Here is a 14,336-nt window from a genome sequence, read left to right on the forward strand (position 1 = left end):
CGCTCGATCGCTTCAAGGATGAACCTCTGGGCGATCGCCTTCATACACTGTTGCAAGACGCCACAGCAAAGGAGTCGCTTACACTATGCCTTGTATCGTCGGCAACGTCAAAATACTAAGCGTCGGCTCTGGCAGCGTGGTCCAATTCGGCGACAGTCTGCAAGTATCACCCTCCAGCACTTCCAAAACTTACGCGGGAGCAGGGTCGTTCCTTACCGGGGATTTATCCCGCAGCAATAACGCCGTAAGCGCGACGAACACCAACGATACGGATCTTCAGGATTCATCCGATAACACGGCTACCGGGGCGGGGGGAATCGTCGGATGATGACCTTAAACGTCAAACAGTCGATCACGATCGGCCAATTGCGCGTGGAAGCCGTCTCTAACTCGGCGGTGCTGCAGATCGGTTGCGCGGGCAGCATCCAATCGTTATCCCAGCTTTACAATACGGGAGGCTTCACCGAGCCCGCTCCCGAAATCGGGGAAGTCGGAGAGGCGCTCTCGTCGCTTTCGCTCGTTCCACTTCCCAATCCGACATAAAGGAGGCAGCCTCCATGTACCTGCCGTCGAATCAGGGCCCGGGGACGGCCAAAGGACCGGTCTCCCCGATCTGCGATTGGCCGACTCTGCTGCAACGGTTCTATGCGTCCGAGCAAATGCTCCAACGAATAACCGCCCAACTCCAATCTCTGCAAAAGCAGCTCGACGACGTCCGTAGCAAACCCCCGCTGCACGTCGAATACCATTTTGACCAATTGAAGGTCAATCGCCTTGAAGGGACGCTTAACGTCGGGATTAGCCCCCAGGGCATGCCGGACATCGAATCGCTCGAAACGCCGGGGAGCGCGAACTGGAGCGTGCAACAAGCGCCCGCCAATGACGACGGTCAAGACGCCGACGATCCGCTGAGCAGAATGCAGAACGATATGTATCGTTATATGGACTCCGAGGGCACGCAAGCCCTAATCGCGATCGAATCGCGGTACGGCGTCTCCCTCGACGACGCTCACCGCGCGAGAATCGTTCAGGACGTAAGAGGGCAATTAAGAGAGAGAGTCCGCTATTACGTCACGATGAAACCTTACCCGGACAAAGGCACCGATGAGGAGAAGCGCCGTTGGGACGACGAGATCAAGACGAAAACGACAAGAGACATTAACGGCGCCTTCGCCGCCTATTTGCAAAAAATAGCCCCGCCCGAAAGGAAAATATCGCCGCCATGATGATACCGCCCCCGTATAGCCTAACCGTCGCGAACGGACCGATCAAAGTCGGCTCCATTCGAATTCTCGGGATTTCAAGCTCTGCCTCTATGCTGCTAGGCGACACGGAATCGATCCGGCTTTACTCGTTCTTCGATACGCCGCCGGAGTCCGTCATCGTCGGTCCGCTTGCTCCGCTGCCAAGCTTGCCCGAGGAGGACACGAATGCCTAAAGGACAACGAACGACGCGAATCGTATCGATCGCGCTCAATACCGTCGGCTCATCGTCCGTCGCTCAATTCGGGGACAACAACGCAACGAACCTGAAATCCCGCGCGATCGCGGTGCAGCGAGCCGTCGCGAACAATGATGAAGGCGACGATGTGCGATTCGCCTCTTACGGGCTGTTTACGAGGCCGCTGCTTCAGCTTCATACCGGCATTACCGTCGGAACTCGCATCGATCGTCCTTCCCCCGATATCGAAATCGGATGCATCGACGTAACCGCCTTATCGTCGTCCGCTTTACTGCGGGCAGGCTGCGGCGGCCCGCTCACGGCTCAAACCCGCGTCTTGCATATCCGCCATTTCAACAACCCGGGCATTCGCTGAATTATCGGGATTATCGGTCGATCCGGTACAAACGCACAGGAGTCATTACGCCCCCCGCCATATGCTGACATTGTGATTCGCCATCACATCACTACAAGCGCGGGAGGTTTGCACAGATGAGTTATCCGGTTGCAGGTGCAGTTGGCTGTGGTCACGGGGTTATGGGAACAGCTGCTTTCGTTCTTGTTCTCTTCATCCTGCTCGTTATCATCCTACGTGCCGGCTATTAAGTCGTAAGCAGTCGCGCACCATAAGAAAACCTTGCCGATCGCGGTCGGCAAGGTTTTTGAACATTCAGGAGTCCGTCGCGATCTGTCCGAGCTTCAGCGCGAGATGCAACTGCAGGCGCTCTTCCGGATCGTCCAAAGATACGCCGAGTATCGATTGGATTTTCTCGAGCCTGTAGACGATCGTATTGTAATGCGCATACAGCTTCTCCGAGGTCAGCTTGATGTTGCCGTTGCAGCGGAAGAACATCTCGAGCGTCTCGACCAGCCGTCCGCCGCCTTTGCGGTCGGCTTGCTGCAACGGAGCGGCGAACCGCAGCAGGAATTGCTCCCTCTCTTCCCCCGGCGGAATGAGGTACAGCAGCGAATATACGCCAAGCCGGTCGTATGTGATCACTTCCCCAGGCAATCCGCATACTTCCGCGACTTGCCTCGCCCGTCCGGCTTGCGACCAGCTGCCGTGCAAGCCGTCGTAACGGTCGACGACCCGGCCCGCGTATAGCTTCAATTCCTTGTCGTCTAGAACCGGGCGAAGTTCGGCTAACAATCTGCCGAGCAGCTGATCGATCCCTTCGGCAGCCTGTTGATCCCCTAGCGATCCTTTACCCAGCGGCAGGACCAAGGCGAGATCGTTCCCGATCGGCGCGGCGAACAACCCTTCGATCGAACGCAATCGTTCGGACCGAAGACGGCGCGTGACTTCCCTAAGCTTCTCGGCATTCGGCTCCTTCTGGCGCCATCCTGCCAATACGGCGCACATGCGCGAACCTTCGGGAATCGTGCACCCGCATACGTCGGCTCGCAGCTTCCAATCGGCATCGGAGACGATTTTGCCCGTCAACCAATCTTGCAGGAATTGGTCCAAGTACTTGCCTTCGACTTCCCGCACGGCTTCGACGTTCGCCATCTCCAAGCCGACCAGGGTGGACAGTCTATCGATGCTTAAAGCATCGATAGACGAGATATCGCGGTATCGTTCCAACAGAACGAGACACGCTTGGTTCATGTTTCGGGACGGAATCGGGCTCGCGTACACCCGGCAACCGTTCTGAAGCATCGAGAAGCCGTATGCGGCGCCGCGTACGAACGGTTTGAAAGAGAAGGATTGCAGGAGCGACGAGATTTCCACGGCGTCCGCGTTCCGTATGCTCGTCGACAGCCAGGACTTATCCTGCTCCCGCACGACGACGACCGGATTGCCAAGCATCCCCTCCAATGCGTCCAGGAAAGGATATAATCCGCCGCCCTCAAGGAGCAGCCGGGTCATGCTCTGAATCCGGTTCTGCAGATCGGAGAGCTGGGACGTCTCGAGCGCGAGCACCCGTTCCATGCACACCCTGACCACATCCGAGAACTCGAGGTCCGGCGGAAGCTCTACCAGCGCGAATCCGAACCGATCCGCCTCCTTCTTCACCTCGCTCGGAATGTCCTTTAAATAGGGTTTCGCCATGATCCCCATGGCGGCAACCCCTCGCTTGACCAGCTCCGGGACAAGCTGCAGGAAACGTTCGGGCTCATCCTGGAATAGACGGCCGGTCGTCATTAAGAAATCCCCCGGCTTGACCCATGACTCGATGTCAGGCAGCTCCATCGCGCTGACTCTGGCGATGGCGCGGTCTAGGCCGGATTGGCCTGCGACGAGCTTGGCATCCCTCATGAGCGGAACGGCCATTAATTCGTTCACTGTAAATATAGATTCAGCGGCTGATTTAGCGGTAGATGATTCCTTGCGCGGCAGCATGGCCATTGTGCAACCCCCTCGACACTCATCCCTATCTCGTCATGCGACGAAAAATCGATGCTATACGTTCGTAAACGTTACATACACTAACGTAGATTATCGTGATTAACGAAAAATTGAGTCGTTATGTAATATAATATTACATATGCACGCAATTGTCTTTAGGGATTGTTGCTAATAATCGCAACTTGGCACTGTGCATGGCATACAACAGCCTCTTCAGAAAAAGCCGGCTTCAAAGTCGCGAAGACTTTGAAGCCGGCTCTCGTCGTTCCTTATTCGGAAATCTTATTGCGAAATCATGAAATCGCACGCAGCGGCAAAGCGATTTCGATCGTCGTCCCTTTGTCGACGACGCTGTATATATTGAGCTTCCCCCGGTGAGCTTCGACGATCCGATTGCACACCATCAACCCAAGTCCGGTGCCGCTCTCCTTGAGCGAGAAGAACGGCTCCCCGATCTTGCCTAACCGTTCTTCGGGAATGCCAACGCCTTGATCCACGATCCGCGTCAGAAGATAACCATCCATATCGTCCGCGATGGAGATCTCGATTTTTCCGCCTCGCGGCATCGATTCGATCGCGTTCTTGAGAACGTTCATATAGACCTGCTTCATTTGATTCGGTTCGCACTCGACGAGAGGCTTATCCATGTCCCCTGCGACCTTCAGCTCCATCTGAACATTGAATAGGAGCGCCTGCGGCTGCATGAACGTCATCACGCTTTCGATCAACTGCTTCAGATCGCACTCGACGAATCTCAGTGCCTGCGGCTTAGCCATCCCGATAAACTCGTTCACGATAAAGCTGATTCTGTCGATCTCCATCAGCATGATGTCGACGTAATCGGTATTTCTGGCTCTCAACAGCTGCATAAAGCCTCTCAAGGCGGTAAGCGGATTGCGGATTTCATGCGCCACTCCGGCGGCAAGCTCTCCCGCGATGGACAGCTTCTCGGATCTGCGGATCATCTCCTCGGCGCGCTTGCGATCGGTGAGATCGCGGATAACGATCTGCACGACCGGCTGCTCCAAATATTTGCGCACGCAAATGGAAGCCGCCTCGACGTCGATCGCCTCGCCTTCGAGCGGCAGCAGCTTTAATTCGATGAATTCCATATATTCCTCGGATTCGACGACGCGTCGCATTCTATCCTCCAGAATCTGATGTTGGCTCTCGCTGAAGATGCTCAAGATGTGCCGGCCGACGAATTGGCTGGCGCAAGTTCCCCTTAATAGTTGAATAGCTCTATCGTTCAGAAAAGTAATGACGCCGGACTGCGTAAGAACGATCGGCTCGGGGGAAAGCTTCAGAATGCGGCTCAGCTCCCTTTCCTTGGCTGCCAATTTATCCGCCGCGTTCTTCTGCTCCGTAATATCGCGACATAGAAATTGCATGGCAGGTTTGCCCTCGTACTCGATTTGCGCGGCGCTGAATTCGACCTGAATGACGGTACCGTCGAATCGAACGATCCGAATGACGTTATCCGTGGAGGGTTGCTTGATGGGATCTATCTCGTCGGCGACAATCCTCTCTAGATCCTCCGCATCCACGAAGGAAGAGATATCGAGGCCGAGCAGTTGGCTTGGATGCTCTGCTCCCATCGATTGGTAAGCGGCCGGATTGGCGAATACGAGCATGTTGTCTTGATAGACGACAATCGGCTCCGGCAAAGTATCGATCAATATTCTATACCGTTCCTCGCTCTCTTTCAGCTTCTCCTCCGCGCGTCTCTGTCCCGTGACGTCGGTCTCGATGATGACGTACGCGAATACGGCTCCTTCATCGTCGCGAACGGGAGCTACGGCTACGTCGACAAGAACGGTTCTCCCGTCTTTGCGATGTCTCTTAAGCCCTTGCAGATCAATGCTGTCTCTAAGCTCGGATCGTTCGGAAGACGCGCTGGCGAGCGCAAGGCTCTCTAGCGTCATAGGCATCATTGTGCCGATAACCTCCTCGCGCGTCCAACCGTAAAGCTCTTCGAATTTCCGATTGGCATCAAGCGTGATGCCCTTCTCGTCCGTTATGAACACGCTGTCGGAAGTCCGATTCAGGAACGTCTTCAGCACCAACAGCTTTTTGCGATCGTCGGATAGCACTTTTGATAAAATGGTCCTCACCCTGAATTCGGATATTATTCGACAATCTCTCTTGCTCTCACTTGGTAACAATTCCCGATTCATCGTGAAATTCCTTGCTCGAAGACGAATTTTAACAAAATTATAGAAATAAGGCTAAGCAGAAAAAAGTCCGCTCAGCCTTACGTTATCTTTCCTTATTGTAGTTCGATAATCCAAACGCCGCGGCCCGCAAGGGAGACGGTTCCGCTTAACGGCTTGCCGCTCAGCAGATCCGTCCCGCCGACATTGCCGAGCTTGACGTCTACCGCATCGGCGTTATGGTTGAGGACGAACAACAACCGCCTGCCGTCTTTGACGCGCAGCGTCGTCTCCACGCCGCTCGGCACCTCTTGAAGATGAGGCTTAACGCCGGCATCCGCGCACAGTCCCGGCAGCCAATCGCGGAGGAAGGCCGTTTCCGGACTTGTGGCCAAATACCATGCTTCGCCGGAACCGCATTTGTTAACGGTCAGCGCAGGCATGCCTTTATAGAAGTCTTCGCCGTACTCCGCGACGACTTCCGCCCCTTCGGAGTGAACGAGGTCGCACAGCATGGAAGCCGCATAGCTCTGCCGCAATCCGCCATCGGTCCGCTTCATGACGATGCGATTGCTTTGCGAAGGCAACAGCGCGTCGATCTCTTCCGACCAGATGCCGAGCACCTTGCGAAGCTCGCCGGGATATCCGCCCAGCGTCACCCGGTCGTTCTCGTCGACGATTCCGCTGAAGTACGTCGTGACGAATTTGCCGCCTTCGTTCACGAAACGCTCGATCCGGTCGGCAACGCCCGGCTTCACCATGTATAATACCGGCGCGATTACGACGTCGTAGCCACCGAGGTCCGCGTCCGCGCCGATCATATCAGCGGAGATGCCCGCTTGGTAGAGGGCGTCGTAAAACTTATGGGCCTCCTCGACGTATTTGAGCGCGATCGTCGGTCCGCTGGACAATTCCACCGCCCACCAGTTGTCCCAATCGAATAGAATCGCCACTTTGGCTTGCACCCGCGAATCGAGGACGGCATCGCCGAGTTTATGAAGCTCGGCGCCTAGCTCCGCGCACTCCCGGAACACGCGCGTATGCTCGTGCCCGACGTGTTCGATGACCGCGCCATGGTACTTCTCGCACGCACCGATCGAGCGGCGCAATTGGAAGAACATGACCGTATCCGCTCCATGGGCGACCGCTTGGTAACTCCAAAGGCGCATGACGCCAGGGCGCTTCAAGGAGTTGTACGGCTGCCAGTTCTGCTGGCTCGGCGTTTGCTCCATGAGCATGAACGGTTGACCGTCCTTCAACCCTCGCATCAGATCGTGCATCATCGCCGTATAGCTGTAAGGAGTGTCGAGCGAAGGATAGTTGTCCCAGGAGACGACGTCGAGATGTCGGGCCCACTTCCGATAGTCGAGTTCCTTGAACGCGCCCATCATGTTCGTCGTTACCGGGACGTCCGGCGTATGCTTCTTCAGTGCGGCGTACTCGAGCTTATAACATTCGAGTAGACTGTCCGATTGGAATCGGCAATAGTCGAGAGAGATTCCTTGGAAGTTCGTCGCCGTACGTCCGTTCCAGCCTCGCCATTCCTCGCTGAGCGCGTTAGGAGGAACGATCTCGTCCCAATCGTAGAACGTATGTCCCCAGAAGCGCGTATTCCAGACGCGGTTAACGACGTCCAGCGATCCGTAACGAGCCTTCAGCCATTCCCTGAAGGCTTCCGCGCAATTGTCGCAATAGCAGTAACCGCCGTATTCGTTGGATACGTGCCAGATGAGCAGCGCCGGATGATCCTTGTACCGCTCAGCGAGCTTCTCCGCCATCCGAACCGAGTACTTGCGGTAAGTCGGACTGTTCGGGCACGAGTTATGACGTCCGCCGAACTTGCGCTTGCGTCCGTCGAAATCCACGCGAAGCACGTCGGGGTATCGTTTCGCCATCCAAGCGGGATGCGCTCCCGTGCTCGTAGCCAAGCAGACGCCCGCGCCGTCCGCATGAAGCTTGTCCATCATCTCGTCGAGCCAGTCGAACGTATACGTTCGTTCGTCGGGCTGGTTAAGCGCCCATGCGAAGACGTTTAATGTCGCTACGTCGATACCGGCCAGCTTGAACATCCGCAAATCTTCGTCCCAGACCGGTTTTTCCCATTGATCGGGATTGTAATCGCCGCCGTACCAAATTTTCGGCTTTGCCTTATTAATCATCTCGCACCTCATCGCCCATAGGATAATTTATCTCCTCAGCTCCGATTATAATCCCTATATATGCCGCGTCCTATATAATATAATGGACCAAGGATATAACAATCTGGAGGTAACCTATGCTGCGCCGTTTCGTCGCCCCCATCGCCGCCGAGCAGCTTCCGTTGCAGATCGAGACCGTCGGCCTCACTCCTCACGAGGAATACATGAACCGGCCGGACGGTTACCCTTGCTTTCATTGGCTTCATACGATTGAAGGAGAAGGCGAGATGCACGCGCTGGGCACGACCTGGAAGCTTCCCGAAGGGACCGGGTTTCTGCTCTATCCGAACGTACCCCACGTATATTCCGCTAACAACGGTCGCTGGCATACGGCGTATTTGACGTTCACCGGAAGCATGGCCGCCGCGTGCGCCAGCGCTTTGTTCGGGAATGCGTCGGCGAAGTTCCAATGGGACGAGTCGGAAACCGGTATGACCGACGCGCTTCTATCCGTGCTCGACTTGGCGGAATCCGGCCAAGATCCCGCGGGATGGCGCAATTCAGCCGAACTGTATCGATTCCTGACGCTGCTGAAGACGCACGGGACGAACAACCAGCTCCCCTCTCTGTCCAAACGGTTGGAGCGTTTGCAGCAGTTGCTCGCGTGGCTGGAAATAGAATACGCCAACCCCGATGTGGGATTGGCGGCAATGGCCGCGCAGCTCGGAATCGGCGCGCGGCAGCTGAATGAACGATTCAAGGAATCGTTCGGTCAGCCGGCATATGCATATCTCATTACGTTGCGGCTTCGCAAAGCGAAGGAATGGCTGCCTTCGCGGCCGGAGATGACCGTTCGCCAGATCGGAGAAGCGGTCGGCTTCAGGGACGCCAGCCACTTCATCGCGACTTTCCGCCAGAAAGAAGGCATGACGCCCGAGAAGTACCGCAAGCTTCACGGCCCGTCCTCTTAAAGCGGCGGCGAGCGCGGCGAATCTTGAGGCGTTTGCGGGTTGCTGCGGCTTTGCAGCGTAATGGCGTACAGCGATACGTATACGATCAGGATGAGCGTTCCGAACAGGATCGAGAAGGCGATCGAATTAAAGTGGATCGCGCCCGCCACGTCGTCGACGATACGCAGCGGATGAAGCGCGTCCCAGCTATTGAGCCGCACGATGCGGCCAAGATAGACGCCGAAGCCGCCGAGCATGGACGTCGCGAAGACGAAAGCCCAACCGGTGGCGGCGTCCCAGTAGTGCCGCACGATGGCGTGAATCTGATTCATCGAGACGTAGCCGAGCAGCAGCCCGCACCACGTGAACAGAAAGACGAGAACCAGATCGAACCACAGCAGCAATCCATCCACGTCGTAATCGAGCCATCTTCCGGCGAAGATCAGATGAATCAAATCCGTCATCAAATAAGGCGCGTTCGGGAAGAGCAACAGCCACGCTACGCCGCATACGCATAGCCCGACGGCGAGCGAGGCGCCCTTCGCGATCCTCGTCCATGCGAGGGCGGCCATCGAGAAGACGAGCGGCAACCACGCCAGGAACAAGTTCCAGATCAGAAAACGCAAGTCCATAAACTCGACCCGCGAAGCGCGGAACGAGACTAAAATCGCGCACAATACGGATGTCACGGTGAGGATATAGAACAGCGGGTCAACGATTGTACGGTTCACAACCCCTTTACTTTCACCCCGCACCCCGATCAGCTCCTTGGATCAATACGATCCGCGAATATGGCTATGAACCTCTTGGTCGTAAAAGGCTTTCAGACGCGCAAGCTCCGCATCGGTGAAGGACGGAACGTGCTGCGCCGCGAGATTATGCTCGACTTGGCGAACGTTCTTGAATCCCGGAATGACGCAAGTGATCGCGGGATGATCGAGAATCCAGCGCAATGCTGCTTCCGTCATGCTGCCGCGGCCTTCCCCGATCCAGGCCAGCTCCCGCGACAAGGCGACGCCTTTGCCGAACGGCAAGCCCGCGAACGTCTCCCCGACGTTGAACGCATCGCCGTTCCGGTTGAAGTGGCGATGATCCTCCGCCTCGAACGAGGCGTCTTCCGAGAACTTGCCGGTCAGCAGCCCGCTCGCGAGCGGCAATCTCGCAAGCAGTCCGACTTGGCGCTCCTGCGCTTTAGGCAATAGCTCCGCGATCGGCTTCTGGCGGAAAATATTAAAAATGATCTGAAGCGCTTCGACGCGCGGCTGTTCCAGGCAGAACAAACCTTCCTCCACGGATTCGACGCTGACGCCGTAGGCCCGGATTTTACCTTCGGCCTGCAGCTTATCGAGCGTTTCGAACACCGCGCCGTCCTTCAGGATCGACAGCGGCGGACAGTGGATCTGGTACAGATCGATCGTCTCCCGCTGAAGCCGCGAAAGGCTCGCTTCGCAATATTGACGCACTTGCTCCCCGGAGTATGTATTCGGATCGTGGATATCCCCGGCTCTGCAGAACTTCGTCGCGATATGAATGCGGTCCTCTTTGCCTTTGGTCGCGACCGCGAGCAATCGCTCGCTTCTGCCGTCGCCGTATACGTCGGCGGTATCGAAGAAGTTGACGCCCTCGTCCATCGCCTTGTCCAGCGACCTGAGGGACTCCTTCTCGTCCGTCTGCCCCCATGAGCCGCCGATGGCCCATGTCCCGAAACTGATTTCGCTAACGTTCAAGCCCGTTTTGCCTAATGGACGATACTTCATGCTCCTCATATCCCCTTTACGTCAGTAGCGCTTGGCAACTATAGCCAACTGCATTCTATTATAGCAAAATCCCCGCGCCAATGCCCGTCGGGCGCCGGCGCGAGGATCGGGAGGCAGCGTTGTCGCTAGGAAGACAATTGCTCCAGTTTGCGCACATACTTGCACACGGTCTGCACGTAAGTCGCGTGCGACCAAGTCAGGGGCGCCACCGAAAGCGGCGATCCGTTCTCCGGCTGCAATTGCTCCGGCAAGTTGCCGCCGGGAATCGCGAACGTCGCCACTTTCTCGAGCGTGCGCCTGGGCTCCGCCAAATCTTCGACCGCGCGCGCGGTTTCGATCTGAAAGCTGGCGACCCACAGCGTGCAGATAATCCAGGGGTTGCCCGGCACTTTGTCGATATCGTCCGACTGCCGGAAGTAGTAGTCGTTCGTATATCTGGCAATGCCGCCGACGTCGGTTTGGACGCTTAGCTTCTCTGCGATGGCGCGCATCGTCTTCGCGACGCGCTCGTCTTCCGCCGGCAGGACGCCGAACTCGAACAAGCCGAATAGGCTGCTTTCGACCGTCATGTCTTTTACCCACTGGCCGTCTTGCCACGTCAATCCGCGCGCGAATCTGCCGGACGCTTCATCCCACAGATGCGTTACGATGCCTTGCTTGATCTGCTCGGAGACGTTGCGATACCGGTCGCTGCGGTCGTAATCGCCGAACAAGTCGGCGAAATAAGCGGCCGCCATCAATCCGCCGTAGACCGATGCCGACGTATACGTCCAGATGCCGTACCGTTCTTCCCACAGGTCGTAACTCGGCTTCGGCAAGCCCAGGCCGTGTTCCATGTACTCGCACAGGAACGAGGCCGCCTTGCGCACGAGCGTGTTGTAGAGCGCCTGCGGCAGCTCGATCTCGCCGTGCCGGGCGTAATCTTTCCATAAGGCGTACAGCACGAGCGCGGTTTCGTCCTCCTGGATCGGCAGACGCGGCACGCCTTGGACGACGTACGGATGCCAACTGGAGCCGACGGTGCCGTCCGGATTGTACTTGTGGTGCAAGTAGCCGTCCGGAGTCAGGTTGCGCGCGCAAAAGTGAAAGAACGGAGCGACGGTGCCGTGATAGCCGGCGAGCGACATCGCGTCGGCGATCAAGGCGCCGTCTCTCGGCCACATATAGCTGTAATGGTCGCGGTTGTATTGCAGAATGTCCGTATCGTTCGCCGCCAATATCGCTCCGCGCTCGTCGATCTGCGTCCGGACGATGAGCAAGCTGTGTTTGAACTGGCGAACGACGCCCGCCGGCAAATCGCCGTATCGTCCGCTAACCCGGGACAGCCAATGGTTCCAATAGATGACGATCCGGCTGAGCAGCTTCTCCGGGTGGCTTTCCTGCACGTACTGGTCGAGCCGTTTGACTTCTTCCATGTCCGTGCCGACGGACATCCAATAGTAGATCGTCCGCTCGTTGCCGACCGGCACCGTCGTCCGAAAGCTGATCGTGCTGTCTACGGAGCCTTGGGCGATCGAATTGCCCATGAGTTCCCCGTCTTCGGCATCCCTCCACGTGCCTTCCGCCGAATGGAACCGTTTGATTCCCGTCGAGTATTGATAAATCCCGCCATGCTCCGAACGGCCGTTGAACATGAAGTACGAAGATCGCTTGTAGTGGAACAGCGTCCGGTTCTCGGGATAGAAAGCCGCCGTATCCCCGACTTCGTTGCCGTCGATCATCAGATCGTGATGGAAGAACACGCGCACGTCTTTCGGCGAGTCGCCGAGATTGCGGACGACGACGCGTTTCAGATAAATGCATTCCCGCTGGTGAATGCCGTCGTTAAGCTGAAGCTCGACGCCAAGCCGCTCATGTCTGGCGATGACGTTGGTGACGAGCGAATCCTCGATATAGCCTAGCTCGATCGTCCATTCCGGTTCGTCCAGCCATGCGAATGCGCCGTTAACCCAGACACCGAATCGGCACGCATGCCCATTGACGTGATTCTGCTGCCCTACGAAAGGGAAATATACGTCTCTTACAAAGCAGTGATTATCCAGGTTGACGAGCAGCTTGCCGTTGCCGATGACCAGATGGCGCGCCATATCGGTTCCTCTCCTCTCTCTTATCCGACTAGCTCTTTATACAATTTATCGTACAGCAACGCCGATGATGCCCAGCCGTAGTCCCGCGCCGCCCCGTTCTCCACGATCTTCTCCCAATGCTTAGGCTTGCGATAAAAAGCTAAAGCCCGTTTCACCGTAAACAGCAAATCGTAGGCGCTAGCCGGCCCGAACGAGAAGCCGTTGCCGGTTCCGGTAAACTCATTATAAGACTCGACGGTGTCTTTCAGTCCTCCCGTTTCTCTGACGATCGGAACGGTGCGGTAACGCAGGGCGATCAGTTGGCTAAGTCCGCACGGCTCGAATCGCGACGGCATTAAATAAAGGTCCGAAGCGGCATATATTCTTCGCGCTAACGATTCGTTGAAGCCGTACCACACGACGATTCTCCCCGGATAGCGCTGCTGGGCGCCATACAGCATCGACTCGATTCCCTGCTCGCCGGTGCCGAGGACGACGAGCTGGACGTTCTCCTTCATCATCTCGTCGATGACCTCTCCGATCAGATCGAAGCCTTTCTGCCGGGTTAACCGCGACACGATGCCGATAAGCGGCGCCTTCTCGTCGACGATCAGGCCGAGCTCCCGCTGAAGGGCGGTTTTGTTCTTCCGCTTATCCGGGATCGAATCGGAGTACGGAACGACGACGTTCGGATCGGTCATCGGATCGTACACTTCGGTATCGATGCCGTTCAAGATACCCCACAGGTCGCCTGCCCGCTGGCGAATGACGCCGTCGAGCTTCTCTCCGTACTCCTCGCCTTGAATTTCGAAAGAGTACGTATAGCTTACGGTCGAAAGCTTGTCCGCGAACCGCAAGCCGGCTTTCATGCAGCTCGCCCCGCCGTAAAATTCCAGCCCGTCCTTCGTGAACGCCTCGTCGCCCGTGGACAGCAGATCCTGCACCAAATCCCTCGAAAAAACGCCCTGATACTGCAGATTATGGATCGTGAACAACGTGCGGATGTCCCGGTATCCGGGCAGATTCGAATACCGCGTCTTAAGCAAGAACGGAATAAGGCCCGTCTGCCAATCGTGGCAGTGAATAATGTCCGGAAGCGCATCGAGATGCGCCAGCGCCTCCAGCACCGCGAAACTGAAGAACGCGAACCGCTCCGCCTCGTCTCCGTACCCGTACAAGTAGCCGCGCTTGAAATAAAACTCGTTGTCGACGAGCAGGAACCGAACGCCGTCTACGTAAACCTCCTGCAAGCCGCAATATTGCCTGCGCCACCCGAGCTGAACGTCCATGACCGCAAGCGTAACCGTCCGGTCGGCGATTTCCTTCGGGATTTCTCCGTACTTGGGCAGGATGACCGTCACATCGATCCCTTGGGCGGCAAGCGCCTTGGGAAGCGCGCCGACGACGTCGGCGAGCCCTCCCGTTTTCACGAGCGGCATCGCTTCCGATGCCGCGAACAATACTTTCATGTGGTCACCTTC

Annotated in this window: 14 protein-coding genes; 7 read left to right on the top strand and 7 right to left on the bottom strand. The window is 56.8% G+C overall.

From position 1 onward, the window contains the following. Positions 1-85: 85 nt before the first annotated feature. The 6 genes from COHPA_RS0104940 (at position 86) to COHPA_RS24965 (ending at position 2,047) form a co-directional block, all read left to right on the top strand. Positions 86-328: a spore germination protein gene (locus tag COHPA_RS0104940; protein ID WP_027085093.1), complete on the top strand. Its 243-nt coding sequence runs from the start codon at positions 86-88 to the stop codon at positions 326-328. After that, positions 328-543, top strand: a complete 216-nt coding sequence (locus tag COHPA_RS0104945) for a spore germination protein GerPB (RefSeq protein ID WP_035120082.1) — start codon at positions 328-330, stop codon at positions 541-543. The genes COHPA_RS0104940 and COHPA_RS0104945 overlap by 1 nt, the downstream gene beginning before the upstream one ends. Before the next feature lie 14 nt (positions 544-557). Further along, entirely contained in the window at positions 558-1,226 is a 669-nt protein-coding gene (gene gerPC, locus COHPA_RS0104950) for a spore germination protein GerPC (protein WP_027085095.1), read from the top strand. Further along, positions 1,223-1,438, top strand: a complete 216-nt coding sequence (locus COHPA_RS0104955) for a hypothetical protein (protein WP_027085096.1) — start codon at positions 1,223-1,225, stop codon at positions 1,436-1,438. The genes gerPC and COHPA_RS0104955 overlap by 4 nt, the downstream gene beginning before the upstream one ends. Further along, positions 1,431-1,817, top strand: coding sequence for a spore germination protein GerPE (locus COHPA_RS0104960; RefSeq protein WP_027085097.1), 387 nt, complete (start codon positions 1,431-1,433; stop codon positions 1,815-1,817). The genes COHPA_RS0104955 and COHPA_RS0104960 overlap by 8 nt, the downstream gene beginning before the upstream one ends. A 116-nt stretch (positions 1,818-1,933) precedes the next feature. Further along, positions 1,934-2,047 carry a sporulation protein YjcZ gene (locus COHPA_RS24965; RefSeq protein WP_084760361.1) on the top strand — a complete coding sequence of 38 codons (114 nt, stop codon included), beginning with the start codon at positions 1,934-1,936 and terminating at the stop codon, positions 2,045-2,047. 64 nt (positions 2,048-2,111) lie between these two features. Here COHPA_RS24965 and COHPA_RS0104970 read toward each other — a convergent pair whose 3' ends face one another. The 3 genes from COHPA_RS0104970 to COHPA_RS0104980 all read right to left on the bottom strand — a co-directional run bounded on the left by COHPA_RS0104970 (position 2,112) and on the right by COHPA_RS0104980 (position 8,103). Further along, entirely contained in the window at positions 2,112-3,791 is a 1,680-nt protein-coding gene (locus COHPA_RS0104970) for a PucR family transcriptional regulator (RefSeq protein WP_027085098.1), read from the bottom strand. Positions 3,792-4,084: 293 nt separating this feature from the next. Further along, positions 4,085-5,884 carry a PAS domain-containing sensor histidine kinase gene (locus COHPA_RS0104975; RefSeq protein WP_027085099.1) on the bottom strand — a complete coding sequence of 600 codons (1,800 nt, stop codon included), beginning with the start codon at positions 5,882-5,884 and terminating at the stop codon, positions 4,085-4,087. A 176-nt stretch (positions 5,885-6,060) separates the two neighbouring features. After that, complete coding sequence (locus COHPA_RS0104980) at positions 6,061-8,103, bottom strand: beta-galactosidase (RefSeq protein WP_027085100.1); 2,043 nt, start codon at positions 8,101-8,103, stop codon at positions 6,061-6,063. 116 nt (positions 8,104-8,219) lie between these two features. On the opposite strand from COHPA_RS0104980, the gene COHPA_RS0104985 reads away from it, so the two are divergent. Then, positions 8,220-9,053, top strand: a complete 834-nt coding sequence (locus tag COHPA_RS0104985) for an AraC family transcriptional regulator (protein ID WP_027085101.1) — start codon at positions 8,220-8,222, stop codon at positions 9,051-9,053. Here COHPA_RS0104985 and COHPA_RS22985 read toward each other — a convergent pair. From COHPA_RS22985 to glgA, 4 genes are all read right to left on the bottom strand, one after another. Next, positions 9,050-9,763, bottom strand: a complete 714-nt coding sequence (locus COHPA_RS22985) for a DUF1361 domain-containing protein (protein ID WP_027085102.1) — start codon at positions 9,761-9,763, stop codon at positions 9,050-9,052. The genes COHPA_RS0104985 and COHPA_RS22985 overlap by 4 nt on opposite strands. A 42-nt stretch (positions 9,764-9,805) precedes the next feature. After that, the gene (locus tag COHPA_RS0104995; protein WP_027085103.1) at positions 9,806-10,789 is read right to left on the bottom strand and encodes an aldo/keto reductase; all 984 of its coding nucleotides are present in this window, start codon (positions 10,787-10,789) and stop codon (positions 9,806-9,808) included. A 125-nt stretch (positions 10,790-10,914) separates the two neighbouring features. Further along, the gene (locus COHPA_RS0105000) at positions 10,915-12,876 is read right to left on the bottom strand and encodes a glycoside hydrolase family 15 protein (RefSeq protein WP_027085104.1); all 1,962 of its coding nucleotides are present in this window, start codon (positions 12,874-12,876) and stop codon (positions 10,915-10,917) included. A gap of 20 nt (positions 12,877-12,896) precedes the next feature. After that, positions 12,897-14,324 (bottom strand): glycogen synthase GlgA, encoded by a 1,428-nt coding sequence (gene glgA, locus COHPA_RS0105005; RefSeq protein ID WP_027085105.1) that lies wholly within the window; start codon positions 14,322-14,324, stop codon positions 12,897-12,899. Positions 14,325-14,336: the final 12 nt, after the last annotated feature.

It is taken from the genome of Cohnella panacarvi Gsoil 349 (assembly GCF_000515335.1).
Taxonomy (GTDB): Bacteria; Bacillota; Bacilli; order Paenibacillales; family Paenibacillaceae; genus Cohnella; species Cohnella panacarvi.

Coding starts and splice junctions, on each gene's coding strand:
- COHPA_RS0104995 (WP_027085103.1), bottom strand. CDS start 10,789: ATGAAGTATCGTCCATTAGGCAAAACGGGCTTGAACGTTAGCGAAATC.
- COHPA_RS0104970 (WP_027085098.1), bottom strand. CDS start 3,791: ATGGCCATGCTGCCGCGCAAGGAATCATCTACCGCTAAATCAGCCGCT.
- COHPA_RS0105000 (WP_027085104.1), bottom strand. CDS start 12,876: ATGGCGCGCCATCTGGTCATCGGCAACGGCAAGCTGCTCGTCAACCTG.
- gerPC (WP_027085095.1), top strand. CDS start 558: ATGTACCTGCCGTCGAATCAGGGCCCGGGGACGGCCAAAGGACCGGTC.
- COHPA_RS0104960 (WP_027085097.1), top strand. CDS start 1,431: ATGCCTAAAGGACAACGAACGACGCGAATCGTATCGATCGCGCTCAAT.
- COHPA_RS0104955 (WP_027085096.1), top strand. CDS start 1,223: ATGATGATACCGCCCCCGTATAGCCTAACCGTCGCGAACGGACCGATC.
- COHPA_RS0104945 (WP_035120082.1), top strand. CDS start 328: ATGACCTTAAACGTCAAACAGTCGATCACGATCGGCCAATTGCGCGTG.
- COHPA_RS0104985 (WP_027085101.1), top strand. CDS start 8,220: ATGCTGCGCCGTTTCGTCGCCCCCATCGCCGCCGAGCAGCTTCCGTTG.
- COHPA_RS0104980 (WP_027085100.1), bottom strand. CDS start 8,103: ATGATTAATAAGGCAAAGCCGAAAATTTGGTACGGCGGCGATTACAAT.
- glgA (WP_027085105.1), bottom strand. CDS start 14,324: ATGAAAGTATTGTTCGCGGCATCGGAAGCGATGCCGCTCGTGAAAACG.
- COHPA_RS24965 (WP_084760361.1), top strand. CDS start 1,934: ATGAGTTATCCGGTTGCAGGTGCAGTTGGCTGTGGTCACGGGGTTATG.
- COHPA_RS0104940 (WP_027085093.1), top strand. CDS start 86: ATGCCTTGTATCGTCGGCAACGTCAAAATACTAAGCGTCGGCTCTGGC.